The organism is Leisingera sp. NJS201 (assembly GCF_004535885.1).
In the GTDB taxonomy this organism is placed as follows: domain Bacteria; phylum Pseudomonadota; class Alphaproteobacteria; order Rhodobacterales; family Rhodobacteraceae; genus Leisingera.
The window spans coordinates 601,098-626,949 of the sequence record NZ_CP038234.1 but is presented as its reverse complement, the minus strand read 5'-3'; the positions used below and the strand labels follow the sequence as shown (position 1 = coordinate 626,949).

The following is a 25,852-nucleotide window of genomic DNA, read 5'->3' as shown; positions in this document are numbered from 1 at the left end:
AAAGCGTGTATTCCCTGATCGCGTCTCCACCCTAGGATCACCCAGAGGTACTATCCCCGGCACTCAAGCTCCCGAGCGCGCCCCTGGTCCCAATTCATGTGGTTGAGTGTTTCCGCCTTTCGAGCCGCGAACCGACCCCCTCCAGAGAACGGAGGGCTGGTTATGAGCATCAACGATCAAACGTCACAGTCGGCAACTGGCAGGTGCGCGCCCTTGAGGGGCATACGTTGGCCTCGAACACCAATCTGAGGGACCGGCAATCTGAAACCGCAAGGCTGTCGAGCGTTTTGGGTTTTCAGCAGATTCCAGGCAGCATCTGGCCGGTAGCCACACAGAGTACCGAAGCGCGCCTTCAATCGGGCCGAGGGCCTGCATCGATATTGGGCAAACCTCGGCAACGGACTTGCCGTCCTCCGTCTGCTTGATGATGAACGCCTTCTGCGCGTCCGTGAAATTTGATGCCTTCAGGCATTTCCGGTTCAGCGGGAAAACAGTCCACTGGACTGTTTCCTGATCCGCCTCACTCTCCCAGCCGGGGTATCTTCGGGAAACTCCAGCTTCAAACGGTCCAGTTTTCAGGGGCAGTGCCCAACAATGGAGCTCGCCCCGGTCCGGTCCCGGCTTAGGGCAACAGCGCCAGGCGCCGCAGAAACAGTGATTTCACCGCATCCGCCTCCACCGTCATGCAGACCTTGACTGGCGCCCGTCCGCTGTCCGGTGCTGCCAGGGTCGCGCCAGAGGTTTCGCCCTCGCAGGACACCTCAAGCGGCACGTCGCGCATTGCGAACAGGTCCGGATGGGTGCAGGCAATCACCGCCGCCGGGTCGTGCAGCGAACAGCCGTTGAGGCCCGCAACCTCCCTGTAGAACTTGATATAGAAATGCGACATCTGCTGCAGCAGGCCGCCCAGGTCCGGAGATTTGGCGGCGATGGCGGCAAAATCCTCCGGCCGGCACAGGATCCGGTGGGTAACATCCAGACCCACAAAGACCACCTTGGCGCCGCCTTGGCAGACCACGTCCGCAGCATGCGGGTCGTGATAGATATTGGCCTCGGCGTGGGGCGTGATATTGCCGCCCTCTTCCAGCGAACCGCCCATCACCACGATGGATTTGACGTTCCCGATGAACTCCGGATCGCGCTGCATTGCCAGCGCAATGTTCGTCAGCGGTCCGATCGGGCAGACCACCAGTTCGCCCTTGTGCTCACGCGCCATACGGCACAGGAAATCCGCAGCCTCCTCGTTCAGCGCCCGGCCTTTTGGCTCAGCGGCGGGGATATCGCCAAAGCCCTCCTCGCCATGCACATAGGCCGAGGGTTTGAACGGCGGCAGCACCAGCGGCGTGGCGGCGCCGCCGGCCACCGGCACATCCAGCCCGGCGGCCTCCAGCAGGCGCAGTGCATTGCGGGTGGCAGTGGCCGTCGTGACATTGCCAAAAATCGTGGTCAGCCCCAGCAGATCAATATCCGGCGCCGCGGCAGCATAAAAGATCGCCATCGCATCGTCGATGCCCGGATCGGTGTCGATAATCAGTTTCACCATCTGTTTGCCTCCCGGCTTACTTGAACTTGTCCATCAGCTTTTCCATCGCTGAGCGGGTGTCGGGCGCAGGCTCCTCCCGGGAGGGCTTTTCCGCCTCCGCCTTGGGCTTGGTGGTGGAGCTGCGCGGCGGCGCCACGCGCAGCGCAACTGCATTCATGAACTTGCCGCCGTCGCCCCTGGCCAGGTCCGCCGCGCCGTCCGAGATGCCGCGCATCACGTCGTCCAGCCAGCCCTCATCCGCTTTGGGGAAGTCACGCAGCACATAGCCCGCCACCGCGTCCTTGTGGCCCGGATGGCCAATCCCCAGCCGCACCCGCGCATATTCCGCGCCGATATGGGAATGGATCGAGCGCAGACCGTTGTGGCCGGCATGACCGCCGCCCTGTTTCATGCGCGCCTTGCCCGGCGCCAGGTCCAGCTCGTCATGCAGCACAACCACGTCGGCCGGCGTCAGCTTGTAAAACCGCATCGCCTCGCCCACCGACTGGCCAGAGAGATTCATGAAGGTCTGCGGCTTCAAGAGCAGCACTTTTTCGCCACCCAGATTGCCCTCGCAGATCAGCGCCTGGAACTTGGACTTCCAGGGGCTGAACCGGTGATCGCCGGCAATATTGTCCAGCGCCATAAACCCGATGTTGTGGCGGTTGCGCTCGTATTTCGGGCCGGGATTGCCAAGGCCGACAAAGAGTTTCATGGGCGGAGCTCAATCTGCGTTTCAAGGAAGCCGATTGATGCCCTATTTGGGCTGCGGAATCCAGTGCCGCCGGCTTCAGGCATAGGACCGGTCTGCCGCAAAGGGCGCCAGATCCACATTGGGCTGCCGCCCCTCCGCCAGATCGGCAATCAGCCGCCCGGTGATACCGCCCAGGGTCAGGCCGATGTGCTGATGGCCAAAGGCATACAGCACCCGCTCCGACTGCGGGCTGCGGCCAATCACCGGCAGCGAGTCAGGCATCGTCGGGCGGTAGCCCAGCCACTCGCTGTCCGGTTCCGGCAATGCGCCCAGCATCTCTGCGCCCTTGCGGGCGATATAGGCCAGGCGGCGCTTGTTCGCAGGGGCGTCCAGCGCGGCGATCTCCACCGTTCCTGTCAGCCGCAAACCGTTCGCGTGCGGCACCGCGTAAAACCCGGCCTCGCCCCAGCCGACGGGCCGGGTCACCCGGTGCGCCTCGTCCCTGAACATCACATGATAGCCGCGCTCGGTGCCAAGCGGCAGTTTCTGCGTGCCCGTGCCCTCGATCCGGCGGGAGAAGGCGCCGCAGGCAATCACCGCATGGCCAGCGGTGAGGCACTGCCCCTCTGCCTGCAACTCCACCCCGCAGGCTGAGGGCCTCACGGCCTCAACCGCCGCCGTCAATGTTGAACCGCCCAGCTCAGTGAAGGCCCGGTGCATCCGGGTGATGAATTCCTGCGGATCACGCAAGTGCCGTGCGGCGTGAAAATGCACCGCGCGTTTGATCGGCAGATGCAGGCCCGGCTCCATCTCAAGCGCTTCATCCGGTCCGACCTCGCGCCAGGGCACGCCCAGCGCCCGGCGGCGCTCCAGCCCTGCTGTGGCGGCCTTCCCGGCCCTCCCGGTGGACCAGACCGACAGCTGGCCGCGCGCCACCACCAGATCGCCGGCGCCTGCGGCCTCGATCAGCGGGTTTATTCCGGCATCGGCATGGGACAACAGATCCGCCAGGTGGCCCGCTATCCGGTGCGAAGGTGCGGCGCGGCAATTGGCCAGAAACGACAGCATCCAGCGCGGATTGCGCAGCGCATGGGCATAAGACAGCGACAGCGGGCTGTCCTTGGAAAACATCAGGCCGGGCAGCGACGTCAGCACCGACGGGTCATTCACCGGCAGGCAGGCATAAGTCGCCAAGGTGCAGGCATTGCCGTAACTGGTGCCGGATCCGGGCGGCTCCGGGTCCATCAGCAGCACCCTGTGCCCGCGCATCTGCGCCCACAGCGCGCAGCTCATCCCCACCGCGCCTGCGCCCGCTATGGCAATGTCAAAATCCGCCATGCCCGTCCCTCCCCTGTCCTCAGGCGGAAATGGGGCAGCGGCGCAGGGAAAAGTCAATCACTCGCCTGCAGGACCGGCAAACAAAAAACGGGCCCCCGCAAAGGGAGCCCGCCAACCTTACCCCAATGGGCGCGGTGCTTATTCTTCGGCAGCCACTGCTTCGGCTTCGCCTTCTTCGCCTTCTTCGTCATCCGATGCGGTCAGGCCGCCCGGGGATGCGATGTTGGCGATCACGAAGTCGCGGTCGATGGTCGGCTTGGCGCCGGCCGGCAGCTCGATCGACGAGATGGTGACAACGTCGCCGATGTTCAGGCCTGCCAGATCGACAACCAGCTTCTCGGGGATGTCGCCGGCGGTCACGACCAGCTCAACCTCGGGCGGGTCACGTTCAGCATGCCGCCTTTTTTGACGCCGGGTGCTTCGTCCTCGTTGATGAACTCAACCGGGATGTACAGGTTGACTTTCGAGGTGCGGCGCAGACGCATCAGGTCGAGGTGGGTCGGCAGGTCCTTCACCACATCGCGCTGAACGTCGCGGCAGATCACGCGCACGTCGTCCTGGCCTTCCACTTTCAGGTTCCACAGAGTGGACTTGAACTGGCCGGCTTTCAGCTTTTTCAGCAGAACGTTGAACGGGATCTGGATCGCAACGGGATCCACGTCACCACCGTAAACAACGCCCGGTACCATGCCTGCGCGGCGCGCAGCGCGAGCGGCGCCCTTGCCCGTCCCCGCACGTACTTCGGCGACGAGATCAGGAATCTCTTTTGCCATGTCAATTCTCCAATGTATCTAGGGCGGAGTGCCTCCAAGGCTGTCACCCCGCGTGAAGCGGTGCCTATAGACCGCTTGCGGCAATTTGGGAAGGGGCAAAGCCCCCTGCCCGGTTCCGGGGCCGCGTTATTCCTGCCAGCGCCCGCCGAAATCCTGCGGCACCAGCAGATTATGGCGCCCCAAGCCGTCAACCGAACGTTCGCCGCACAGCGCCATGGTGGTGTCCAGCTCCTTGCGAATCACCTCCAGCGCCTCGGCAACACCCTTTTGGCCCCTTGCCCCCAGGCCGTAAACAAAGGCGCGGCCGATCATGGTGCCGGTGGCCCCCAGCGCCAGTGCCTTCAGCACGTCCTGGCCAGAGCGGATGCCGCTGTCCAGATGCACCTCGACGTCACTGCCCACAGCATCCATGATTTCCGGCAGCATCCGGATCGAACTCAGCGCGCCGTCCAGCTGCCGCCCGCCGTGGTTCGACACAACGATGGCATCGGCGCCCAGTTTGGCGGCCATCCTGGCGTCTTCGGCGTCAAGGACCCCCTTCAGAATCACCTTGCCGCCCCATAGCTCCATCAGCTTTTCGACCTTGCCCCAGTCCAGCGCCGGGTCGAACTGCTCGGCCGTCCAGGCGCCCAGCTGCGAGGTGTCCGAAACGCCGTGCACATGGCCGACGATATTGCCGAAGTTGCGCCGCTTGGCACCCAGCATCTGCAACCCCCAGGTCCATTTCGTCATCAGGTTGGCGATGGTCGCGGGGGTCAGCTTGGGCGGCGCCGACAGCCCGTTCTTCAGATCCTTATGGCGCTGGCCCAGGATCTGCAGATCCAGCGTGATCACCAGCGCCGAGCATTTGGCATCCTTGGCCCGCTGGATCAGGCGGCGGATATAGTCCTCGTCCTTCATCGTGTAGAGCTGGAACCAGAATGGCTTGGAGGTCGCTTCCGCCACTTCCTCGATCGAGTTGATCGACATGGTGGACAGCGTGAACGGCACCCCGAACGCCTCGGCGGCCCGCGCCGCCTTGATCTCGCCATCGGCGTGCTGCATCCCCATCAGCCCCACCGGTGCCAGCGCCACCGGCATCGCCACATCCTGACCGATCATTTGGGCCGCGGTTGTCCGCCCCGTCATGTCCACCGCCACCCGCTGGCGCAGGCGGATCTGCTCAAAATCCGAGGTATTCTCGCGGAAGGTCTGTTCGGTCCAGCTGCCGCTTTCGGCATAGTCGAAAAACATCCGCGGCACACGGCGTTCATAGATGCGCTTCAGGTCGTTGATATTTGTGATCACCGGCACCGGACTCTCTCCCGCTTTCATTTGGTAAGGTTTTCTTACCAATTCATCAAAGCAAAGGCAACGCCGCGATTGCCGCACCCCGGAAACGCAAAAACCGCACCCGAGGGTGCGGTTTTTACAGTCAATTTGCGCTTTGAAACTCAGCCCCTATGGGCGCCATCCGCCAGCGATTTCACAAATGCCAGCACCTCATCCGGCGACTTGCCTGCGCCGATCTGGCTGACAATGGCGCTGCCCACCACGGCGCCGTCCGAGATTGAGGCGATGTTCTGCGCCTTCTGGGGCGTGTTGATGCCAAAGCCCACGATAATCGGCAGATCGGTGGCCGCCTTGATGCGGGCAACCTCGGGGCCGACGTCGGTGGCCTCGGCCTCTGCCGCGCCGGTGATGCCGGTGATCGAGACGTAATAGACAAAGCCCGAAGTGTTCTGCAGCACCTTGGGCAGGCGCGCATCATCGGTGGTCGGGGTCGCCAGGCGGATAAAGTTCAGCCCAGCTTTTTGCGCCGGGATGCACAGCTCGTCATCTTCTTCCGGCGGCAGGTCCACCACGATCAGACCGTCAATGCCGGCCACCTTGGCGTCCTCCAGGAAGGTATCGACGCCACGGTTATAAATCGGGTTGTAATAGCCCATCAGCACGATCGGGGTGGTGTCGTCGGTTTTGCGAAAATCTGCCGCCAGCTGCAGCGTCTTCTCCAGCGTCATACCGCCGTCCAGCGCGCGTTGGCCTGCCAGCTGGATTGTCGGCCCGTCAGCCATCGGATCGGTGAACGGCAGGCCCAGCTCAATAATGTCCACACCGGCGCCCGGCAGCCCTTTGACCACTTCCAGCGAGGTGTCATAGTCGGGGTCGCCCGCCATCACATAGGTGACAAAGGCTTTCTTTCCGGCGGCTTTCAGGTCGGCGAATTTGGCATCAATGCGGGTCATGGGCGGGCCTTTTATTCAGGTTTCCGCCATGGTGTGCCGAATGTTGCGCGGGAAATCAATCCCGGGCCGCGCGCAGGCCCGGGAATGCACTTGTTAGCGGTTCAGCGGAATATGCCAGCGCAGCGTCAGCGAATTCACGCCCGGGTTCTGATCCGCGGTCGAGGCGTTGGATTTGTGGCTAAACGCCAGCGACACCGCCTTGCCATTGTGAAACCGCTTGCCAACCGCCAGCAGGCTGCGGATTTCAAAGGTGGAGCCCAGATCATTGCCCAGCGAGCTTTCGTGATAAGCGCCCGGCATCACGCTGGTCTCAATGAACCAGTTGTTGTTCAGGTCAACCACGCCGCTGATGCCGACGCCGGCAAATACATCGCCGGTCTCCTGTACCTCCAGCGCGGCGCCGAACCGCGCCGACAGCAGCCGCCCCTCGTGGAACGGCGCGTGCAGATACTCCACCGCAAACAGCGCGCTGTCTTCGGAACCCGCACGGGAGTAATTGGAATAGCCCAGCCCCAGCGTCATTTCCTGGGCGGCAGCAGGCATGGCTGCAGCAGCACAAAACGCGGCCGCCAGCAAAGCTGTCTGTTTCATTTCTAGCCCCTCGCAGAATTATTTTCTTTGCACCAAGATATTTTAATTTGCTGCTTTTCCTAGCCACCTCACGAAAAAGCAATATGAGGGTTCACTGTGCGGCCCCGCACAGAGAGCGATTGTGGCACATATGCCAGCCATCCTTGCCTTGCGTGCAGGCCCAATGCTGCCTAGAAGCAGCTCCCAAGTGGTATCAGGAGGCCGGTATGGGCTTTAAGATGGGAATCGTCGGCCTGCCCAATGTGGGTAAATCGACGCTGTTCAATGCGCTCACCAAAACCGCCTCGGCGCAGGCGGCCAATTTTCCGTTCTGCACGATTGAGCCCAATGTGGGTGAGGTCGGCGTGCCGGACGCGCGTCTGGACAAGCTGGCGGCAATCGCCGGCTCCAAGCAGATCATCCCGACCCGGATGACATTTGTCGACATCGCCGGTCTGGTCAAAGGCGCGTCGCAGGGCGAAGGCCTGGGCAACCAGTTCCTGGCCAACATCCGCGAAACCGACGCAATTGCCCATGTGCTGCGCTGTTTTGAAGACGGCGACGTGACCCATGTAGAGGGCCGCGTCGACCCCGTCGCGGACGCCGAGGTGATCGAGACAGAGCTGATGCTGTCGGACCTTGAAAGCATCGAGAAGCGCCGCGCCAATCTGGTGCGCAAGCTGAAGGGCAACGACAAGGAGGCTTTGCAGCAGGACCGGCTGCTGGCCGCCGCGCAAGCGATGCTGGAAGACGGCAAGCCCGCCCGCCTGGTCGAGGTTGACGCCGATGACGCCAAGGCCTGGAAGATGCTGCAGCTTTTGACCACCAAGCCGGTGCTCTATGTCTGCAACGTGGGCGAGTCGGAATCGGTCGAAGGCAACGCGCATTCCGCCAAAGTGGCCGAAATGGCCGCGGCGCAGGGCAATTCCCATGTGATTATCTCGGCCCAGATCGAGGAAGAGATCAGCCAGCTGGACGCCGACGAAGCCCAGATGTTCCTGGAGGAAATGGGCCTGGCCGAGGCCGGTCTCGACCGATTGATCCGCGCAGGTTACGAGCTGCTGCACCTGGAGACGTATTTCACTGTCGGCCCCAAGGAAGCCCGCGCCTGGACCATCCGCACCGGCACCGCAGCGCCGCAAGCGGCCGGCGTGATCCATGGCGATTTCGAGAAGGGTTTCATCCGCGCCGAAACCATCGCCTATGACGAATTCATCGCCTGCAATGGCGAGCAAGGCGCCAAGGAAGCCGGCAAGATGCGGGCGGAAGGCAAAAGCTATGTCGTCAAAGACGGCGATGTTCTGCACTTCCTGTTCAGTAAGTAACCCGGGGATTGCAGCCTGATTTTCAACCGCCCGCCAGGCAGCCTGGCGGGCGGTTTGCGTTTTGCAGCCAGTTGCGGCAATCCTGTGCAAACCTGGCATTTCAAGCCGGAACCTACGGGACCGGCGGCGCAAACGCGCTATCCTTACCCCTGAACGCGCCAAGGACGGGCCTCATGGAAAAAGACGACAGCATCAATGTTCTGGGCGGCCCGCTGGCGCCTTGCTCCACTGCGCCGGTGACCGGATTTTTCCGCGATGGGCATTGCAATACCTGCGCCGAGGATCAGGGCAGCCATACAGTTTGCGTGGTGATGACCGCGGAATTCCTGGCGTTCAGCAAATACGTCGGCAATGACCTGTCGACCCCGCGGGCCGAGTTCGGCTTTGCCGGCCTGCAGCCCGGCGACCGCTGGTGCCTGTGCGCAGCCCGGTTCCTGCAGGCAGCGGATGAGGGCTGCGCCCCCAAGGTGCATCTTGAGGCCACCCATCAGCGAGCACTCGATATTGTGCCGCTCAGCATTCTGCAAAGCTATGCCGCCGATCCGGCCTGAACCGGCCCGGCTTGCTGGATTGACCTGCCCGATTGCCCTCCCGGATTGACCGGCAGCGGGAAATACCGTTATTGCATCGTCAAGCCAGCCCGCCGGACCCTCGCCTGCGCCAGCCTCCCTGCATTTCACCACACCGACAAGGAGGCTCCTGCATGAGCTACATCGCCATGAACCGCTTCAAGATCCGCCCGGGCCGCGAAGCCGATTTTGAGACCATCTGGAAACAGCGGGAAAGCCGCTTGAAAGAGCTGAAGGGGTTCCGCGAATTCCGTCTGCTGAAAGGCCCGGAAGGCAAGGATCACCTTCTCTATTCCAGCCATGTGATCTGGGACAGCCGCGAAGATCTTGAGGCCTGGACCAAATCCGAACAGTTCCGCGCTGCGCACCGCGATGCAGGCAAGCGCGAAGGCGAAAGCCCGATCCTGGGGCATCCGCAGTTCGAAGGGTTCGAAACCGTCCTGCATGAGGCCTGAGCTAAACTGAAAAAGGCGCCCTGCGGGGCGCCTTTTGTGTTACTGGGATGTTGCCGTTACTCCTCGAAGCTGCGGCCTTCTTCGGTGTCGGACATATCGAAGCCCAGATGCTTGGCAACGGTGAACACGTCCTTGTCGCCGCGGCCGCACATGTTCATCACAATGATGTGGTCCGACGGCAGCTTGGGCGCGATCTTCATCACATGGGCCAGCGCGTGGCTGGGCTCCAGCGCCGGGATGATGCCTTCGGTGCGGCAGCTGACCTGGAAGGCTTCCAGCGCTTCCTTGTCGGTGATCGAGACATATTCAGCGCGCCCGGTTTCATGCAGCCAGGAATGTTCGGGGCCGATGCCCGGATAATCCAGACCGGCGGAAATCGAATAACCTTCCTGAATTTGCCCGTCTTCATCCTGCAGCAGATAGGTGCGGTTGCCATGCAGCACGCCGGGGCGTCCGCCAGTCAGCGATGCGCAATGCTGGATCCGGTCATCCACACCTTTGCCGCCGGCCTCAACCCCGATGATTTTCACCGAAGGGTCATCAAGGAACGGGTGAAACAGGCCGATGGCGTTAGAGCCGCCGCCGATTGCGGCGATCACGGTGTCCGGCAGGCGGCCTTCGCCTTCCTGCTCGGCCAGCTGCCAGCGGACCTCTTTTCCGATGATCGACTGGAAATCGCGCACCATCGCCGGATACGGGTGCGGACCTGCTGCGGTGCCGATGCAATAGAAGGTATCGCGCACATTGGTCACCCAGTCGCGCAGCGCGTCATTCATCGCGTCCTTCAGGGTGCCGCGGCCCGAGGTGACCGGGATCACTTCAGCACCCAAAAGGCGCATGCGGAACACGTTCGGCGCCTGGCGTTTCACATCATGGGCGCCCATGTAGACGATGCACTTAAGGCCGAACTTGGCGCAGACGGTGGCGGTGGCCACCCCGTGCTGGCCCGCACCTGTCTCGGCAATGATCCGGGTCTTGCCCATACGGCGTGCCAGCAGGATCTGGCCCAGCACGTTGTTCACCTTATGCGCACCGGTGTGGTTCAGCTCGTCACGCTTCATATAGATCTTGGCGCCGCCCAATTCGGCGCTCAGACGCTCGGCGTGGTAGAGCGGACTGGGACGGCCGACGTAATGCGTCCACAGATCCTTCATCTCCGCCCAAAAGGCAGGGTCGTCCTTGGCCCGGTTGTATTCCGCCTCAAGGCTCAGGATCAGCGGCATCAGGGTTTCCGAGACAAACCGCCCGCCAAAGATGCCAAAACGCCCCTGTTCATCCGGACCGTTCATGAAGCTGTTGAAAAGATCGTCGGCCATGGTTCTTCCCTCTCTCGCAGCGCCCGCAATGACTATAGCGCGCCGCTGCCATGGTAAAGAGGGGTTCAAGCAAGCAGGCACATCCGGCGAAGGCCGATGCCCTGCCGGAATGGCAGTCTGCTGCTGCTTGCTGCCGGTCCTGAAAATCCAGAGGATACGCCTGCGTTCTAAACGCTGTCTCGCACGACCCAAATGAATGAGGCCCTGTTCCTAGGTGCCGGAAGTGTCAGGACCAGCGTGACCGCAATCAGGGGAGAGCATGGCAGGACGGGTTTAAGACTGCGTGAGGGCGGCCTACGCCGGCTGCGCAACACCCGGATGGCATACCAGGCAGGCACGGTCGCGAAGTGAGTATTTTTGGAAAGATGAAGACATGGGACGATGCATCTTCATCTTTCTCTAAATACTCAAATCCCGCCGGCTGCCGCATTTGCATAGGCTGCTGCTGTGCGGGGCTTCAGCCGCGGGCAGCGTGCGCCGCCCGGGTGAAAACTTCGATTAGCGCGGCGTCTTTCTGTCCCGGCGCGTTTTCAACACCGGAGGAGACATCGACCTGACGCGCACCGGTCATGCGGATCGCCTCGGCGACATTGTGCGGGGTCAGGCCGCCGGCCAGCATCCAGGGTTTCTGCCAGTACTTGCGGCCCGCCAGCAGCCGCCAGTCAAAGGCCAGGCCATTGCCACCGGGCAGCGTGGCTTCCTTGGGTGGTTTGGCGTCGATCAAGAGCTGATCGGCCACCTGTTCGTAAAGCGCAATCTGCGGCAGGTCGGCGGCATCGGCGATGCCCACTGCCTTCATCACCGGCAGGCCGTAGCGGGCGCGCACCTCGGCCACCCTCTGCGGGCTTTCTTTGCCATGGAGCTGCAACATATCCAGCGGCACCGCGGCTGTGATCGCATCAAGCTCTGCATCTGAGGCGTTAACTGTCAGCGCCACCTTGCACAGACCGGCGGGGGCCTCGACAGCCAAAGCTGCAGCCTGTTCGATGCTGACGTGGCGCGGGGATTTGGGAAAAAACACAAAACCGGCATAAGCCGCCCCTGCCCCGGCAACGGCCGCAAAATCCTGCAGCGCGCTGAGGCCGCAGATCTTGACCCGGATCTCTGTCATGGCGGTGTCAGCCTGCGTCTTCCAAAAGCGCCAGAACTTCGTCTTTGCCTTCGTTCTTCTGCTTTTTCAGCTTGCTCACTTCGCGGTTCAGCCTGCGCGCCTCGCGCGTCTTCTGCGCGGCTTCGCTGCGGTGCTTATGCTCGCGCAGCCATTCCCACAGGAAGCCGATCACCAGCCCGGCGCCAACCCCGCCCAGCACCACCGCAAACAGCGGCAGCGCAATGGTGAAGTTGAAACCAAAAAGCTCGCCCAGTGCCGAGGGCATCAGTTTCAGCTCAACAAAAGACCGGTTTGCAAGGGCAACCGACACCAGCACAATGGCCAGAGACCCCAGAACCGCGTAGCGAATGTAACGCATCAGGCTTTCCCGTTCAGGCGGTCCCTCAAGAGCTTACCAGTCTTGAAGAACGGCACATGTTTTTCATCGACATGGACCGTTTCACCGGTGCGGGGATTGCGGCCGGTCCGCGAGTCCCGCTTTTTGACCGAAAAGGCGCCAAAGCCGCGCAGCTCAACCCGGTCGCCGCGGGACATCGCATCGGTCACTTCCTCGAACACCGTGTTCACGATCCTCTCCACATCCCGCTGATACAGGTGCGGGTTTTCGTCTGCAATCATCTGAATCAACTCAGAGCGGATCATGTTCAATTTCCTCCCAGGCTGCCGGTATGTTCTGGCTATTATTTTGAGAGTATAGGAAAAATTCTTGCGTGGGGGAACAAAATGCCGCCGGTCCGGCAGCTTAATCGGCGGGAGTTCACCGGGTTTTCCGCCTCCAGGCTGCCATTTCGGGGCTGCAAGCTGCCGCCGCAGTGCAGCAATCCCCGTTGCCAGGCGCGCTGCGGCGACTTGATTCGGAGCGGCAAACAGCCCCCGGATCACACAGGCTCCCCGCCCCCCACTGCGGTGCACCGGCCACAGCGGCGTGATTTTTCCCTGCCGCCAAATCTGCTGAGACCGGTTGATTCCGCCGCCAAGGACTGCCCAAGCCTAAACCATTCACTTAACCGGCAGCGCAGGATGCGGCATGCAGCCGCCGCATACGCCGCAAATGAAACTTTATTTCCACAAGGTAAAATAATTTGTTGTAAAGCGCCCTGGATCCGCCATCCTTTCCGTGAACCAGGCGTGTCAGAGGACCTGACCCGCCCGGTGCGTTTCGAACCGGCATGCTCGGCCCATTGGCGGCAGCATAGGCCGGCCTGTCAAAGCTGGTGGCAAACAACCGGCGGGAAGACAAACCAACTTGGAGAAAACTGGAAATGCCATTGGACGTGAGCACGATACACGCTCAGCAAGTTACGCTGAATTCACTGGTGCAGAATATTCTGTACGCTTCTGGGATCGTCGGAGCCATTCTGGTCGTCGTCGGCCTGCTGCTGATCGACGCAGGCACTGCCCGGCGCAGGAATCTGTTCAACTCGACGATTGAAAAGACACTGGGATTCTTCCTGGGGTTTGCGACCTACTATATCATCGGTTTTGGCCTGTGGGCCGGGCAGTATTACATCATGGAAGGCGCGACCATGATGGACTCCATCAAAGATTGGTGGCTGGGCGGCGCCCTGACCAATGCGATGGCGCATCATACGGATCCGGGGACCTTTCCGGGGCTGAACACCTTCCAGATCTTCATCTTTTTCCTGGCGGTGTTTGCCGGCATCATCAACATTCTGCTTCATTTCGCGGTGTCGGAACGGATGAAGGCCTCGGCCTATTTCATCACCTGCATTGTGGCCACGGTGGTGTCCTCAGCCCTCAGCTGGGCGACCTGGGGGTCGGTCGGGCCGCTGACCAATGCGGGCTTCCACGACTTCTTTGGTGTGGGTTTCGTGTATCTGTTCCCGGCCGGAATGGCGCTGGTATTCACCCCCAAGCTGGGCGCGCGCCCCGGCATGATGGCGCCGCACCCGCGGATCTCGGCCTATCTGGCACCGAGCATCGGGTTGTGCGCTCCGGGCCTTCTGCTGATCTTTGCCGGCCTGCCGATGGTGATCCTGTCCTGCCTGTTCTTCTTTGATCCCGAAGCGCTGGCAGTCAGCATCACCATGGCCGACACCAGCGTCGGCATTGCGATCAACAATTACGCGCTGGTCTGGGCCGGCGGTGCGGTTACCGGCCTGCTGATCGCCTATGCGACCGGCAAATACGCCTATACGCTGCTGGGGCCGCTGGCGGGCTATGTCGCCGGCGCGTCCGGGTTCGACGTCTACCTGCCCTGGCAGGCGTTCATTGTCGGGCTTGTGGCGCCCTTTGCGGCCTATGCGGTTTATGAGTTCACGCTGAAGCGCGGCATCGACGAGCACAAGCTGTTCCCGCTGTTCCTGGGCTGCGGCACCCTGGGCATGGTGATGCTGGGCCTGTTCAAGGCCGGCACCCCGCGCGGCGGCTACTTCGGGGTTGAGGAAGGCGCCTATGCGTTCCAGCACGGGGAAATTTCGCTGGTGATGCAGCTGGCGGGCACGGCTGTCTGCATCGGCACCGGTGTTGTCACTGCGCTGGTTCTGTCCTTCATCCTGGAGCGGACCGTGGGGCTGCGGGTGCCGGAGGACGACCAGATCGACGGGCTGGACGGCAAGAACTGGGACCTAGAGCCGGATGTGGTCACCCACGCGGACAGCCTGCAGCGCGCCTGATCGCGCCGGGAGCGAGAGAGAGGCCCTGGCGGGAGCCGGGGCCTTTTACGTTCGCGCCCCTGATACGGCGGGAATCGGCTATAGTCACTCTCATCAACAAAGAGGAGACCGCCATGCTGTACCCGCTTGCCTCGCTTGAGGCCGACAAACTGGACGCGATCAAGAGTCTGGAAAAGGACATCGGCAGCCCTGTGGTGGCGCTGGCGGGTGTCGAGGCAAACACCGCCTCCCTGCCCGAAGACCAGCTGAAGAAACTGCAGGAGCTGGAAGCGGAACTGGGCGTTGTGCTGGTGGCCGTTCGGCCGAACTAGCGGGCGCAGCGGACAGGCGCGGCACTGGCCCGGCACTGGCTCGGACGCGGCTGAAACGCCGGCCGCTGCGGTGGCTGTTAAGGTCCGCGGTGCGGCACTTTTCGGACGTTTGCCCGTGCGGCTATTGCTTGCGCAGCATCCGCTCGCGGGCGCGGCATGGTTTCCGCTATGAAGCAACATTACCGGCAGAGCGGTCGTTGAGGGCCAGGCTGAAGCGCAGATTATCAAATCTGCCCATTCGCTGCAGTCAGTCTCAACAGTCCAGACGCGGGACAGTGATGGCTTTGGAAGAGGTAACAAACAGACGGTCGCTTTCAGTGTGAGTGGCCGGCGTTCGAATGGCTGCATCATGCCCAAGATCGACCCCGCTCCGAGAGCGGATGATCGAGGACATGCGCATCCGCGGGATGGGCGGTACGGCGCAGAAAGCGCACATCCGGGCGATCAAGGATTTTGCCGTCTTCCCCGGGCACCCGCAGATACTGCCACGCCGCAGGCGCTTCGCGCCTATCAATTGCACTTGACGGATACTGGGATAACGCCGGCAACGTTCAACGCCTGGACCGTGACGCTCAGGACCTGCTTCGGCATGGCCTTCGGGCGCGGGGAGACGAAACGCTACATTCAGTTCCGCACACATGCTAAGCTGAGCACGGCAGCGCAGTACACCGATGCCGCCGCCAGGAGGATCTACGGCACGTCAGCCCCTACGGGATGTTGGCGAAGTTGCAGGATCAGACACTCGGGCGAAGCTTGAAGTGACAGGTTGCCCGGGTGCCGGACCGAGGCGCCCGGCGGGCCTGTGGCGGGTTGCACCACGTACGGTCACAAGCACATCGCCTATTACTCCTTCAAGACGCCATTGCGCGGCAGACGCATACAAAGCATGCTGCCGAGAGCGGGGCACTGCCCGAGGTGCCAGGGGCCGGCCGTGCGCGACTGGATGGCGGCGCGGGTCGAGGACCTGCTGCCGGCCTGGTATTTCCACTTGGTCTTCACCATGCCCGCCGGGATCACGCAGATCGCCTTCTGGAAAAAGCGGGCGGCCTGCTGTTCCGGGCGCCGGCACAAACGGTCGTGACCATCGCTGCGGCCCCCAAGCGCCTTGGCGCACGGACCGGTATGGCCAGCATGCTGCATACACTGTGCGCGAGGCGCGTCTTCGACACGACACACACCGTGCCGGGGCGCGTCTTCGACAAGACGGGATCAGCGCTGAGAACTGGGCATTGCGCGCCAGCCTGATTGCGAATTGCAAAATGTGCGACGTCGATCCGGTCAGCTGCCTTTCCGGCACGCTGCGCGCGTTGCTCGACGGCCATCCCAGAAGCCGCATCGACGACCTCATGCCTAGGAACTTCCCGCCCGCGTCAAGCCGCGCCGCGCAAGGCAGCGCCGAGGCGCTTGTTCCAGTTCGTGAAACAGGGCGGAAATTCGAATGCATAACTCCCAGGGGCGAGCGCCATAGAAGCGCGTGGATACCCGGCCTTCTGTGCGGCCTGCTACGCAGCCCGGTCCAGGTTTGAACTGCCGGAACTTTTGGAAATCGCCGCCGCAGTCAGCGGCCCTTGGGCCGAGACCCTTAAACGCACCCTTGCTTTCCCCTGTTCTCCTCCCCGGGGCAGCCGCATCTGAGGTACGATTCGGGAGAGTACAGCCGCACCCTACCGTCGCTTCAGCCGGTCTTCACGTGCAGAATTCCCGGTGTTGCGCTGTCTCCGTTCTCAAGCCTGGGCGGCGCAAACGGAGTAGGTGCCCGCGGAGCGATCTGCGAGGTCAGCAGGAAGAAGATCAGCAGCAGGAACACCACGTCGATCATCGGCGTGAAGCTGAGGCGCTTTTTTTTGAGCGCGGTGGTCCAAAGGCCAGCCTCATTCTGCAGCGTGCCGCAATGCCGGGCGGCCAGTTCCGCCTTGGCGGTGCGGGTGGTTTCCTTCTCTGCCGTCTCCGCAGTGAATTCAGGCTTCAGCGCGGCCCGCATCGCAGACAGCGTTACCCGGTCCAGCGGTGTGCGTCCTGCGGTGGCTAGGCGCCGCGTGCCCCTCACCCCATTGAACAAGCCATGCTTCGGTCAGCGGTTTGTGCCAGGCGCCCGCCAGCGCAAGCCGGGTTGCACACCAGAAAAACAGCGCGGGGTCAGCACCGACAGCCCTGCAATCACCCACAGGGCGGGGCCGCCGCGGGCCATGAAAACAAGGAGAGGGGCAAGGAACAGCGCAGCCTCCGTCAGTGGCCCGGGTTTTCCGGGTCGGTTTGCTCTGCGCCGCGGTCAAAGCGTTCGGCATAGGATACGCTCAGGCGGCTGGGGCCGTGCAGCAACCGCCATTGACGGATGCCATTGCGCCAGCCTGCCCGGCCTTCGCGGGTGCCGGGCTCTTCGGCATCCTCAGCAGGTGTTTCTGTATTCAGCAGCCCCCACACTGCCTGCTTACCCTGGCAATATGCTTCGGCGCCCCAAGCACCCAGCAGCTCCTGAAAGGCATCAAAGGCGGCACGGTTGAACACCTTGTCCTCGCCCAGCCGGTTGACCACCGGGTTCTCCGGATGCACGCCGCAACAGGGCACCCAGCCCTCGGGGATCGGGGTGTTGGCGGAATGGGTACGCTCGGCACGCAGCAGCTTGGGCAGCACATGGGTGTGCGGGCCTTCGGGGGATTTGCCACCGGTGTCGGGACCGCAGATCATTTGATAAACTTCGACCCGGCCAAGGCGGGTCAGCAGCACCCGATGCGGATGGTGCTTCAGGATCGCACCCATCGCCGGGTTGCCGTGCTCGAATAGCGACCGGCCGGCGTTTTCGTTCAAAACTTCCAGCAGTTCCGGGTCGGCGGTGCGGATGCAGAAATCCGCCTGGTACTGGCCCAGCCCCATGTCGAACAACTGGGCGCCGCGGTCTTCGTCGCGCAGCGCATCTTCGTCGGGGCCAAGCGCGGTCAGCACATCGCGCTGGTTCATCGCGGCGGCGTCATGCGGCAGGCACAGGGATACCGCCTGGGTCCAGCGGTGCGGCTTGGGGCTGAGGATCTCATAGGCCACCGGGCGCACGCCCTCCAGCGTATCAATACGCACCCCGCCGCGGTCCGTGACCTGCATAAGCCCGGCATGTTCTTGCGGCGCCGGGTCGCCATAGACGTGGTGGAACTCACCTATGGCGCCAAAAGACCCCATGTTCCAACCGCAGTCTTCCTGCATCAGCGCGTCTTTCAGCACTTGTTGAAGCTTAGGCATCTGCGGCCCACCTGTTGGTTGTTTTCCGCTCCAGAGCGCCGGTGTGGACGGCCTGATAAACGGCTTTGCCGATGGCTTCGCCGGTGGCGGTGTGCAGCCCTGCATAGGGGTTTGCGCCGGCCAGGGCGGCCACCGCGACGCAGTCGGTTCCGGTGCCGGTCGCGGTTCCGCTTGGCAAAATGATGCCAGCGTCCATCACGGCCGCGGTGCGGGCCTGGACCGCGATGCTCATCGCTTCGATCAGCCCGGCGTGGGTCAGCCCTTCGGAGAGGCGCAGTGCGACATTGATGGTGCCCCAGTTGCGGCCGGCGTAGTCCATCCGGCTCCCAACCCGCTCGGCGTTGGACAGCCCGACGGTGGCTACCGCATGGGCCTGGATGCCCTCCACCTCAGCCATGGCTTCGCAGTAGCGGCGCACATCGCGCGAGGTGAGAAAGGCCACGGCATCCCCGCCACCCCGCTGTGCCAGTTCACCGGCAAACCATTCGGTGACATCCAGATCCCGCGGCAGGTCACTGTTGCGGACTTCGCGCCACAGGATGCGGCGGGCGGTGACCAAGCCGGGGCGGTTCACTGCCAAGCTCAGCACTTGCATCTCTGCACCGAGGTCAAACTCGATCCAGGGGTGTTCCAGGGTGACCCTGCCCATCACAGCACCTCCAGCGGCTGGAATACCGGCCCTTGCGCCGTGGTCTCATGCCAGATCGAGATGCCAAAGGCGCGGGCCATCAAGTCCGGTGTCAGCACTTCGGCGGGCGGCCCGTCGGCGAGGATGCTGTCTTCGGCCAGCAGGATCAGCCTTGTGCAATGGCGCGCCGCCAGCCCCAGATCATGCAGAGATACCAGCGCGGCGCGGCCTTCGGCAGCGAGGCTGGCAAAGACCTCCATAGTGGAGATCTGATGCGCCGGGTCCAGCCCTGCGGCAGGTTCATCGGCCATCAAAAGCGGCGTATCCTGCGCCAGCGCGCGGGCAATCAGCGCGCGGGCCTGCTCGCCGCCCGAGAGGCGCGATGCAGCACGCTGGCGGAGCGGATCCAGTCCCATGCGCCCAATCGATTGATTGACCAGCGCCTGATCGCCAGGCGGCAGCCGCAGCCCCTGCGGCAGATGCGGCAGGCGGCCAAGCGCCACCAGCCGCTCCACCGGGATCGGCCAGGCGATCTCGCGCGATTGCGGCATCCAGGCCACCGCGCGGGCGCGCTCCGCCGCGCTCATCGCTGCCAGCGAGCTGTGCCCTTGCGCCTGGATCAGCCCCAGGGCGGCGCGCATCAGGCTGCTTTTGCCTGCGCCATTCGGCCCCAACAGGCCGACGAATTCACCTGCCTGGATTTCAAACGACACATCGCGAAGCACCGGACGGTTCCGCAATGTGACAGCGAGGTTCCGGACTGAAAGCACGCTCATGCCAGCCCCTTCCGCGTCTTGTAGATCAGGTGCAGGAACAGCGGCGCGCCAACCAGCGCAGTGACCACCCCCAGCTTGAGATCCCGCGACGGCAGGATGATCCGCACAGCGATATCAGACAGTTGCAGCATGATGGCCCCGCCAAGCGCCGAGGCGCACAACAGCCGCGACGGCTGGCCGCCAACCAGCGGGCGCAGGATATGCGGCACCACCAGGCCAATGAAGCCGATAGCGCCCGCCACAGCAGTGGCGCCGCCGACAATGGCGGCAGTCCCGACCACCAACAGCAGCCGCAGGCGGTTCAGGTTCATTCCCATGGTCTGCGCCGCATCTTCGCCCAGAGTAAGCGCATCCAGACCCCGCGACAGCGTCATCAGGATCGCGGCCCCGGTCAGCGCAAACGGCAGCACCAGCCAGACATGCAGCATCGAACGGTCCGCCAGCGAGCCCATCATCCAGAACACGATCTCATTGGCGGCAAAGGGGTTGGGCGACAGGTTCAGCACCAGCGAGGTGAGCGCCGCCGCCATCGCCGAAATCGCGATCCCTGCCAGGATCAGCGTCAGCGAGCCGCCCTGCGGCCCGGCCAGCGCCATCACCAGAAACACACCCGCCAAAGCACCGGCCAGAGCGGCCAGCGGCAGGCCCAGGGTGAGGCTGGCCGCCAGTCCGGTGTTGATCGCCAAAACCGCCCCCAGCGCCGCCGAGGAGGACACGCCGATCAGTCCCGGCTCCGCCAGCGGATTGCGCAGATAGCCCTGCATCGCGGCCCCCGTCAGCCCCAGACCTCCGCCGATAATCACCGCCAGCAGCGCCCGCGGCAGCCGGATTTCGCGCATCACCAGCGTCAGCGGGCCATAGCTGTTGTCAAAAAGGGCCGCGAGGCTTTCGCCGATGCCCACATCCGCAGGCCCCACGGTCAGCGACAGAGGGAACAACGCCAGAACGGCCGTGGCAAGCATCAGCATCAGACGGGTCATTCCCGGCCCTCCTTTTCCAGAAAAATGCGGCGTTCCTCCGCCAGCGCCGCCACCGCGCGCAGCACATGCGGGGTGCCGCAGACCCAATCCGCATCGCGGATCTGCCCGGCACCGCTGCGGGCGGCCAGCTGCCGCACCACCGGATGCGCCAGATTGTCCTCGCTGCGGGAGGCGCGCGGATAGGGCGACGTGCCGATCAGCAGATCCGGCGCGGCCAACGCCAGCAGTTCCAGCGGCATATGACCGGAGTGCGCATAGCCCAGCTCATCCGCGATATTGCGCAGTCCCGCCGCGCGCAGGATTTGGCCCGCGAGGGTCATGCTGCCGGAAGTGAACCCGTTGGCGGCATAAAGCACGGCGCGTGGTGCCTCCGGCCCAGCTTGCTCGAACTTTTCCAGCCGCTGGTCATAGTCTGCCAGCAATGCGCGGGCCGCCTCTTCGCGGCCCAGAACCTGACCCATCTGCAGGATACGTGCGCGCACATCCTGCAGTGAGCTGGCAGGCTGGAACACCACCACCGGCACGCCAAGACGGCGCAGCATATCCGTGGTGGCAGGTGTTGAATAGGCGCCGGCAATCACCAGATCAGCCTGCAGCAGGTATATCTCCTCAGCCAGCCCGTGATTGACGGGATAAGCCATTGCTGCGTCAGCCATGGCCGAGGCGCGTGTGTCCCGCGCGATATAGGAGACCGAGGCCAGCTGGCCGGGGGCCGCCAGCAGCATCGCCAGCTGGTCGGCACAAAGATTCATCGTGACCACGCGCGACGGCCCGGCAATAGCACCGGTGGCGGCCCACAAAAGAGCCAGGACTATGCCGGGCAGCATGCGCATGGGTCAGAACGCGGCCCTTACGCCGATATAGGCGGCACGGCCGCGCTTGGCGTAGCCCCAGACGTCGGCGTAGTCCTCGTCGAACAGGTTGGTGACGCGCCCGGTCAGCACCACTTTGTCGGTCAAGTCATACTGGGCCGAGACGTTGACGGTGGTGTATTCCGGCAGTTCAGCAGTAGCAAAAGAGCCGAAAAACTGAGTATCCCAGTTGCCTGCTACATGGCGGACATCAGTCGTCACAGAGCCGCGGCCGTTGAAGGTTTTCAGAGTTGCGCTCAGCAGCAGTTCGTGCTCCGGACGGCGAACCTCAACCGAACCATCCGGGTTGGTGGCGTCCAGATAGGTGTAGGACAAGTTCAGATAGAGGTTTTCTGTGGCATCCAGGCTTGCCGCCAACTCAACGCCTTTGCGTTCGCTGTCGCCTGCCTGATTGCGGTAGGAGAACGTGGTTGCGTTCACCATGTAGCTCTCGATCTCTCCTGTCAGCGTCTCGTCGAAATAGGTCACATCAACCAGACCGCGCCCTTGCAGGAACGGCACCTCTACCCCGAAATCAAAGCTGCGGTTTTCCTCCGGCTGCAAGTTCGGATTGCCCAGGTAGGTGGTGGCGCCAAATGTACTGTTGGCAAACAGCTCAAAGTAAGACGGGTTCACGATCCCTGTCCCGGCGGAGCTGTGCAGCCGCACACCGCTGCCTGCGAAAGTATAAGAGGCACTGGCCGTCCAGCTGGTGGCATCTTCGAATACGCTGTTGTTGTCGTGGCGCACGCCAAGCTGCAGATCCAGGCCGTTGGCAAAGCTGCCGCGGTATTCCAGGGCAATCGAACTGGTTTCGCGCGCAAAGGCCGGGTTGGAACTGCTGGAATCCTTTTCCCATTCCAGCATTGCGTTCAAAAGGTGGTCTGCCTGATCCGCCGGCTGCCCGTCCAGGCCAATACTCAGCAGGTAATTTGCTGCTTCGGTCTTGGTCTCTGTCGGGGTGCCGCCATTGAAAGCGCGGTCAAAGTCAGTGCGTTCCAGCGACAACCGATGCTTCAGGCGGCCGCCCAACGTGTCCAGTTCGCCGTAGATCTGGGCCAGTTGCTCATCGCGGTCACTGAATTGCGTGGGATCATCCACAACATAGCTGGCTGCGTCTGTTGCGGTGAAAGAAGTGCTGTCGCTGTCATGGCGCTCATCCGAGGTGCGGACGTTGAAGCCAAGTTTCAGCCGGTCGGTGACGAGGTAATCGCCCTTCAGCTGCAAGGTGCTGCGGCGGATGCCGTCCTCTTCACCGCCATCGCCGGAGGTATCGTAGCCGTCGTCATTGTCATGGGCGAAGCTGAAGGAAATGCCGCCGCGCTCGGTCCGTGACGAGATCCGCGCCGACGCCCGGTAGCCGTCCGAACCCGCCTCGGCGCTACCGCCATATTCGGTGCCGATGCCGCCGGTCCTGGTGATGATGTTGATCACACCGGCTGAGGCGTTGGAGCCATAGAACACCGACTGCGGGCCGCGAAGGACCTCGATCCGCTCGATGTTGGCAGTGTCCAGGCCGGACAGGATGTACTCGCTGTCACCGCCAGAGGCTTCGACACCGTCGATCAGGATCAGCGTGTGATTTGCTTCGGCGCCGCGGATGCGGACCTGGGTAAAGCTGTCGCCGGAGCCGTTTATCATCAGGCCGGGGACCGAACGCAGCGCGTCCTGGACAGTGGTGATACCGCGATCTTCGATTTCTTCGCTGGTCAGAACTGAGACGGAGCGGCCGTATTTTTGGGCCTCAATCGGCGTCAGGCCGCCGGAGACGATGATCTCCGCCAGGTCAGTGACCTCTGAATCCTGGGCGGTTGCGATTGCAGGGGTGACGGCCAGGGCCGCGGCCAGGGACAAGCTTGCCTTGCGCATATTCCATTCCTCCCGGCCCGCGCAACAAACGCAGGCCAAGTGACTGCCCAAGCGGGCAGTGTATTCGGGTCGGGTCTTTGGAAGGCACTGCCTCCGCAGACGGTGAAAACTGCCACCACTACGGAAATCCGTTATCTACGGCGCGCCCCGCACCGGGATAGGGTGATCATCCTGGCAGGTCTCCTGACTCGCGGGTCGAAGCTTTGCCGCGCCTTCCCGCCCCTTGGGGCAGTGGCATTTCGCAGCATTGCTCTCCGCTCACAGTTGCGGGGGCAGTCACGGATTCAGCGCCTGTTGGCTACACTTCACCGTGTTCCCTTTTACCCGGGTGGTTTCCCAGCCGGACCAGAATAGGCGCGACTTAGGCAAACCGGATTTGTTCTGTCAAGCGGAAGCAAACTCAATCGAGATTGCTATGGATTGACTGCAAGGTGAAATGAAAAAACAATTGTTTAAATTTATACACTTACGTCCGAGAATCTTCGTGAAGAAAATTCGGCTTTGAGCACCGGGGATGCGGCTTAAGTCTGAAAGGGAGTATGTCGAACCGCGGCCGATACTGCTGTTCAATCTCATGCGGGACCTATGAGGCGAGCTTTTGCAATGCAGGCAAGCCCGTCGTTGCTCCTTTCCAATGCCAGTTGAAAACTGGAAGGTTCACTTTCTGCGATTAGTGGCAAAAGTGTTTCCTCTTGCCCTGTCTGCTTGCAGCCGCGGTGAAGGAAAGGCGTCTGCGCGCCTTGGGCACTGCCCGCCAAAACGTCCCTGCACCATGCCTAACCCTCCGCACTTCCTTCTGCCATGCAGCGGGCGGTTTCCGGAAGTGCAGCGGGCCGTCGTGCTGCACGCGCGCCGCGAGAATCCGGCACTTCCGCAATGGGCTCGAACCAGCCCTCCCAACCAAGAAAAAAGCCCCGCAGACACCTGCGGGGCTTTCGTTTTCAGCAGCCGTGAGGCCGGGGAGATTACTCGTCGCCCGACTTCAGTGCGGCGCCCAGGATGTCGCCCAGCGATGCGCCGGAGTCCGAGGAGCCATACTGTTCCACTGCTTCTTTCTCTTCTGCAATCTCGCGTGCCTTGATCGACAGGCCCAGACGACGGGTCTTGGAGTCGACGTTGGTGACGCGGACGTCGACCTTGTCGCCAACCGAGAAGCGCTCGGGGCGCTGGTCGGCACGGTCGCGCGCCAGGTCGGAGCGGCGGATGAAGGACTTCATGCCCTCATATTCCACTTCGATGCCGCCGTCTTCGATCGCGGTCACGTTCACGGTCACGATCGAGCCGCGCTTCACGCCGCCAACCGCTTCTGCAAACTTGTCGCCGCCCAGAGCTTTGATCGACAGCGAGATACGCTCTTTGTCGACGTCCACTTCGGAAACAACGGCCGAAACCATGTCGCCCTTGCGGTAGTTCTGGATCGCATCTTCACCGCGCTCGTCCCAGCTGAGGTCGGAGAGGTGAACCATGCCGTCGATGTCGCCGTCGAGGCCAATGAACAGACCGAATTCGGTGATGTTCTTGACTTCGCCTTCGACCTCGGTGCCTTCCGGGTTGGCTTCGGAGAAGACTTCCCACGGGTTGCGCATGGTCTGCTTGAGGCCCAGGGACACGCGGCGCTTGGCACCGTCGATTTCCAGAACCATGACGTCGACTTCCTGGGAAGTGGAGACGATCTTGCCCGGGTGGACGTTCTTCTTGGTCCAGGACATCTCGGAGACGTGCACCAGACCTTCGACGCCCGGCTCCAGCTCAACAAATGCACCGTAATCGGTGATGTTGGTGACGCGGCCCTTGTGGACCGAGGAAAGCGGGTACTTGGCGCCAACCAGATCCCACGGATCTTCCTGCAGCTGCTTCATGCCGAGGGAGATACGGTGGGTCTCTTTGTTGATCTTGATGACCTGAACCTTGACGGTTTCGCCGATCGACAGGATCTCGGAGGGGTGGTTCACACGGCGCCATGCCATGTCGGTGACGTGCAGCAGGCCGTCAACGCCGCCCAGGTCAACAAACGCACCGTATTCGGTGATGTTCTTGACCACACCGTCGACCGCTTGGCCTTCGGTCAGGTTGCCGATGACTTCGGCACGCTGTTCGGCACGCGATTCTTCCAGGATGGCGCGGCGCGAGACAACGATGTTGCCGCGGCGGCGGTCCATTTTCAGGATCTGGAACGGCTGCTTCAGACCCATCAGGGGGCCCGCGTCGCGCACGGGGCGCACGTCAACCTGGCTACCGGGCAGGAACGCAACAGCGCCGCCCAGGTCGACAGTGAAGCCGCCCTTGACGCGGCCGAAGATCGCGCCCTCGACGCGCTGATCGTCTGCGTATGCTTTTTCCAGGCGGTCCCAGGCTTCTTCGCGGCGGGCCATCTCACGCGAGATGACGGCTTCGCCGCGGGCGTTTTCAGCCGAGCGCAGGAAGACTTCCACTTCGTCGCCGACAGCGATTTCAGCAGCTTCGCCGGGATTTGCGAATTCTTTCAGATCAACGCGGCCTTCCATTTTGTAGCCGACGTCGATGATGGCCTGACCGGCTTCGATTGCCAGTACTTTGCCTTTGACAACCGAACCCTCGTCCGGAGTGTCCATTTCGAAGCTTTCATTCAGGAGGGCTTCGAAATCCTCCATTGATACGTTTTGAGCCATGAGGTCTCAGATTTCCTTTTCATACGG

Annotated in this window: 25 protein-coding genes, 2 pseudogenes and 1 riboswitch; of the genes and pseudogenes, 7 read left to right on the top strand and 20 right to left on the bottom strand. The window is 62.6% G+C overall.

The window, feature by feature from the left end; all coding sequences use genetic code 11:
* Positions 1-622: 622 nt before the first annotated feature.
* The 7 genes and pseudogenes from ETW23_RS03085 to ETW23_RS03055 form a co-directional block, all read right to left on the bottom strand.
* Positions 623-1,543, bottom strand: coding sequence for a nucleoside hydrolase (locus ETW23_RS03085; protein ID WP_134829085.1), 921 nt, complete (start codon positions 1,541-1,543; stop codon positions 623-625).
* Positions 1,544-1,559: 16 nt separating this feature from the next.
* Positions 1,560-2,237: an aminoacyl-tRNA hydrolase gene (gene pth / locus ETW23_RS03080; protein ID WP_134829084.1), complete on the bottom strand. Its 678-nt coding sequence runs from the start codon at positions 2,235-2,237 to the stop codon at positions 1,560-1,562.
* Between the two features lie 75 nt (positions 2,238-2,312).
* Complete coding sequence (locus ETW23_RS03075; protein ID WP_134829083.1) at positions 2,313-3,554, bottom strand: FAD-binding oxidoreductase; 1,242 nt, start codon at positions 3,552-3,554, stop codon at positions 2,313-2,315.
* A gap of 138 nt (positions 3,555-3,692) precedes the next feature.
* Positions 3,693-4,327: pseudogene (locus ETW23_RS03070) on the bottom strand (50S ribosomal protein L25/general stress protein Ctc).
* Between the two features lie 126 nt (positions 4,328-4,453).
* A complete protein-coding gene (locus ETW23_RS03065) occupies positions 4,454-5,620 on the bottom strand; it encodes an alpha-hydroxy acid oxidase (protein ID WP_134829082.1) in 1,167 nt (388 codons plus the stop codon).
* Positions 5,621-5,760: 140 nt separating this feature from the next.
* A complete protein-coding gene (trpA, locus tag ETW23_RS03060) occupies positions 5,761-6,552 on the bottom strand; it encodes a tryptophan synthase subunit alpha (RefSeq protein WP_134829081.1) in 792 nt (263 codons plus the stop codon).
* Between the two features lie 93 nt (positions 6,553-6,645).
* Positions 6,646-7,143, bottom strand: coding sequence for an acyloxyacyl hydrolase (locus ETW23_RS03055; protein ID WP_134829080.1), 498 nt, complete (start codon positions 7,141-7,143; stop codon positions 6,646-6,648).
* A 206-nt stretch (positions 7,144-7,349) separates the two neighbouring features.
* Here ETW23_RS03055 and ychF point away from each other — a divergent pair, with 206 nt between their 5' ends.
* The 3 genes from ychF (at position 7,350) to ETW23_RS03040 (ending at position 9,471) form a co-directional block, all read left to right on the top strand.
* Complete coding sequence (gene ychF / locus ETW23_RS03050; RefSeq protein ID WP_129371940.1) at positions 7,350-8,447, top strand: redox-regulated ATPase YchF; 1,098 nt, start codon at positions 7,350-7,352, stop codon at positions 8,445-8,447.
* 173 nt (positions 8,448-8,620) lie between these two features.
* Entirely contained in the window at positions 8,621-8,998 is a 378-nt protein-coding gene (locus tag ETW23_RS03045) for a DUF2237 family protein (protein WP_134829079.1), read from the top strand.
* Between the two features lie 152 nt (positions 8,999-9,150).
* Positions 9,151-9,471, top strand: coding sequence for an antibiotic biosynthesis monooxygenase (locus ETW23_RS03040; RefSeq protein ID WP_134829078.1), 321 nt, complete (start codon positions 9,151-9,153; stop codon positions 9,469-9,471).
* A gap of 56 nt (positions 9,472-9,527) precedes the next feature.
* On the opposite strand, the gene trpB is transcribed toward ETW23_RS03040, so the two are convergent.
* The 4 genes from trpB to ihfB all read right to left on the bottom strand — a co-directional run bounded on the left by trpB (position 9,528) and on the right by ihfB (position 12,540).
* Positions 9,528-10,787 (bottom strand): tryptophan synthase subunit beta, encoded by a 1,260-nt coding sequence (gene trpB / locus ETW23_RS03035; protein ID WP_134829077.1) that lies wholly within the window; start codon positions 10,785-10,787, stop codon positions 9,528-9,530.
* A gap of 457 nt (positions 10,788-11,244) precedes the next feature.
* Positions 11,245-11,898: a phosphoribosylanthranilate isomerase gene (locus ETW23_RS03030; protein ID WP_134829076.1), complete on the bottom strand. Its 654-nt coding sequence runs from the start codon at positions 11,896-11,898 to the stop codon at positions 11,245-11,247.
* A gap of 7 nt (positions 11,899-11,905) precedes the next feature.
* Positions 11,906-12,256, bottom strand: a complete 351-nt coding sequence (locus ETW23_RS03025; RefSeq protein ID WP_129371945.1) for a LapA family protein — start codon at positions 12,254-12,256, stop codon at positions 11,906-11,908.
* Positions 12,256-12,540 (bottom strand): integration host factor subunit beta, encoded by a 285-nt coding sequence (gene ihfB, locus ETW23_RS03020; RefSeq protein ID WP_129371946.1) that lies wholly within the window; start codon positions 12,538-12,540, stop codon positions 12,256-12,258. The genes ETW23_RS03025 and ihfB overlap by 1 nt, the downstream gene beginning before the upstream one ends.
* 620 nt (positions 12,541-13,160) lie before the next feature.
* On the opposite strand from ihfB, the gene ETW23_RS03015 reads away from it, so the two are divergent.
* The 4 genes from ETW23_RS03015 to ETW23_RS02995 all read left to right on the top strand — a co-directional run bounded on the left by ETW23_RS03015 (position 13,161) and on the right by ETW23_RS02995 (position 16,371).
* Entirely contained in the window at positions 13,161-14,534 is a 1,374-nt protein-coding gene (locus tag ETW23_RS03015; RefSeq protein ID WP_134829075.1) for an ammonium transporter, read from the top strand.
* A gap of 113 nt (positions 14,535-14,647) precedes the next feature.
* A complete protein-coding gene (locus ETW23_RS03010) occupies positions 14,648-14,845 on the top strand; it encodes a hypothetical protein (RefSeq protein ID WP_129371948.1) in 198 nt (65 codons plus the stop codon).
* A gap of 931 nt (positions 14,846-15,776) precedes the next feature.
* On the top strand, positions 15,777-15,926 hold the full coding sequence (locus ETW23_RS26670) for a transposase zinc-binding domain-containing protein (RefSeq protein WP_205879932.1): 150 nt from the start codon (positions 15,777-15,779) through the stop codon (positions 15,924-15,926).
* Positions 15,927-16,104: 178 nt separating this feature from the next.
* Entirely contained in the window at positions 16,105-16,371 is a 267-nt protein-coding gene (locus ETW23_RS02995) for a transposase domain-containing protein (protein WP_134829074.1), read from the top strand.
* On the opposite strand, the pseudogene ETW23_RS26665 reads toward ETW23_RS02995, so the two are convergent.
* From ETW23_RS26665 to rpsA, 9 genes and pseudogenes are all read right to left on the bottom strand, one after another.
* Positions 16,348-16,494: pseudogene (locus tag ETW23_RS26665) on the bottom strand (energy transducer TonB); the annotation flags it as partial. The gene ETW23_RS02995 and the pseudogene ETW23_RS26665 sit on opposite strands and share 24 nt — an antisense overlap.
* A gap of 26 nt (positions 16,495-16,520) precedes the next feature.
* Positions 16,521-16,892 (bottom strand): biopolymer transporter ExbD, encoded by a 372-nt coding sequence (locus ETW23_RS02985; RefSeq protein ID WP_254695125.1) that lies wholly within the window; start codon positions 16,890-16,892, stop codon positions 16,521-16,523.
* 179 nt (positions 16,893-17,071) lie between these two features.
* Positions 17,072-18,073 carry a hypothetical protein gene (locus ETW23_RS02980; protein WP_134829072.1) on the bottom strand — a complete coding sequence of 334 codons (1,002 nt, stop codon included), beginning with the start codon at positions 18,071-18,073 and terminating at the stop codon, positions 17,072-17,074.
* The gene (locus tag ETW23_RS02975; protein ID WP_134829071.1) at positions 18,066-18,722 is read right to left on the bottom strand and encodes an adenosylcobinamide amidohydrolase; all 657 of its coding nucleotides are present in this window, start codon (positions 18,720-18,722) and stop codon (positions 18,066-18,068) included. The genes ETW23_RS02980 and ETW23_RS02975 overlap by 8 nt, the downstream gene beginning before the upstream one ends.
* Positions 18,722-19,477, bottom strand: a complete 756-nt coding sequence (locus ETW23_RS02970; RefSeq protein WP_134829070.1) for an ABC transporter ATP-binding protein — start codon at positions 19,475-19,477, stop codon at positions 18,722-18,724. The genes ETW23_RS02975 and ETW23_RS02970 overlap by 1 nt, the downstream gene beginning before the upstream one ends.
* Complete coding sequence (locus ETW23_RS02965; RefSeq protein ID WP_129371952.1) at positions 19,474-20,457, bottom strand: iron ABC transporter permease; 984 nt, start codon at positions 20,455-20,457, stop codon at positions 19,474-19,476. Before ETW23_RS02965 ends, ETW23_RS02970 begins: the two co-directional genes overlap by 4 nt.
* Positions 20,454-21,284 carry an ABC transporter substrate-binding protein gene (locus ETW23_RS02960; protein WP_254695124.1) on the bottom strand — a complete coding sequence of 277 codons (831 nt, stop codon included), beginning with the start codon at positions 21,282-21,284 and terminating at the stop codon, positions 20,454-20,456. Before ETW23_RS02960 ends, ETW23_RS02965 begins: the two co-directional genes overlap by 4 nt.
* A gap of 9 nt (positions 21,285-21,293) precedes the next feature.
* Positions 21,294-23,177: a TonB-dependent siderophore receptor gene (locus ETW23_RS02955; RefSeq protein ID WP_247676732.1), complete on the bottom strand. Its 1,884-nt coding sequence runs from the start codon at positions 23,175-23,177 to the stop codon at positions 21,294-21,296.
* Between the two features lie 155 nt (positions 23,178-23,332).
* Positions 23,333-23,542: riboswitch (cobalamin riboswitch) on the bottom strand.
* A 600-nt stretch (positions 23,543-24,142) separates the two neighbouring features.
* On the bottom strand, positions 24,143-25,825 hold the full coding sequence (gene rpsA, locus ETW23_RS02950) for a 30S ribosomal protein S1 (protein WP_129371954.1): 1,683 nt from the start codon (positions 25,823-25,825) through the stop codon (positions 24,143-24,145).
* Positions 25,826-25,852 lie beyond the last annotated feature (27 nt).

Coding starts and splice junctions, on each gene's coding strand:
- ETW23_RS03085 (WP_134829085.1), bottom strand. CDS start 1,543: ATGGTGAAACTGATTATCGACACCGATCCGGGCATCGACGATGCGATG.
- pth (WP_134829084.1), bottom strand. CDS start 2,237: ATGAAACTCTTTGTCGGCCTTGGCAATCCCGGCCCGAAATACGAGCGC.
- ETW23_RS03075 (WP_134829083.1), bottom strand. CDS start 3,554: ATGGCGGATTTTGACATTGCCATAGCGGGCGCAGGCGCGGTGGGGATG.
- trpA (WP_134829081.1), bottom strand. CDS start 6,552: ATGACCCGCATTGATGCCAAATTCGCCGACCTGAAAGCCGCCGGAAAG.
- ETW23_RS03055 (WP_134829080.1), bottom strand. CDS start 7,143: ATGAAACAGACAGCTTTGCTGGCGGCCGCGTTTTGTGCTGCTGCAGCC.
- ychF (WP_129371940.1), top strand. CDS start 7,350: ATGGGCTTTAAGATGGGAATCGTCGGCCTGCCCAATGTGGGTAAATCG.
- ETW23_RS03045 (WP_134829079.1), top strand. CDS start 8,621: ATGGAAAAAGACGACAGCATCAATGTTCTGGGCGGCCCGCTGGCGCCT.
- ETW23_RS03040 (WP_134829078.1), top strand. CDS start 9,151: ATGAGCTACATCGCCATGAACCGCTTCAAGATCCGCCCGGGCCGCGAA.
- trpB (WP_134829077.1), bottom strand. CDS start 10,787: ATGGCCGACGATCTTTTCAACAGCTTCATGAACGGTCCGGATGAACAG.
- ETW23_RS03030 (WP_134829076.1), bottom strand. CDS start 11,898: ATGACAGAGATCCGGGTCAAGATCTGCGGCCTCAGCGCGCTGCAGGAT.
- ETW23_RS03025 (WP_129371945.1), bottom strand. CDS start 12,256: ATGCGTTACATTCGCTACGCGGTTCTGGGGTCTCTGGCCATTGTGCTG.
- ihfB (WP_129371946.1), bottom strand. CDS start 12,540: ATGATCCGCTCTGAGTTGATTCAGATGATTGCAGACGAAAACCCGCAC.
- ETW23_RS03015 (WP_134829075.1), top strand. CDS start 13,161: ATGCCATTGGACGTGAGCACGATACACGCTCAGCAAGTTACGCTGAAT.
- ETW23_RS03010 (WP_129371948.1), top strand. CDS start 14,648: ATGCTGTACCCGCTTGCCTCGCTTGAGGCCGACAAACTGGACGCGATC.
- ETW23_RS02995 (WP_134829074.1), top strand. CDS start 16,105: ATGTGCGACGTCGATCCGGTCAGCTGCCTTTCCGGCACGCTGCGCGCG.
- ETW23_RS02980 (WP_134829072.1), bottom strand. CDS start 18,073: ATGCCTAAGCTTCAACAAGTGCTGAAAGACGCGCTGATGCAGGAAGAC.
- ETW23_RS02975 (WP_134829071.1), bottom strand. CDS start 18,722: ATGGGCAGGGTCACCCTGGAACACCCCTGGATCGAGTTTGACCTCGGT.
- ETW23_RS02970 (WP_134829070.1), bottom strand. CDS start 19,477: ATGAGCGTGCTTTCAGTCCGGAACCTCGCTGTCACATTGCGGAACCGT.
- ETW23_RS02965 (WP_129371952.1), bottom strand. CDS start 20,457: ATGACCCGTCTGATGCTGATGCTTGCCACGGCCGTTCTGGCGTTGTTC.
- ETW23_RS02960 (WP_254695124.1), bottom strand. CDS start 21,284: ATGCTGCCCGGCATAGTCCTGGCTCTTTTGTGGGCCGCCACCGGTGCT.
- ETW23_RS02955 (WP_247676732.1), bottom strand. CDS start 23,177: ATGCGCAAGGCAAGCTTGTCCCTGGCCGCGGCCCTGGCCGTCACCCCT.
- rpsA (WP_129371954.1), bottom strand. CDS start 25,825: ATGGCTCAAAACGTATCAATGGAGGATTTCGAAGCCCTCCTGAATGAA.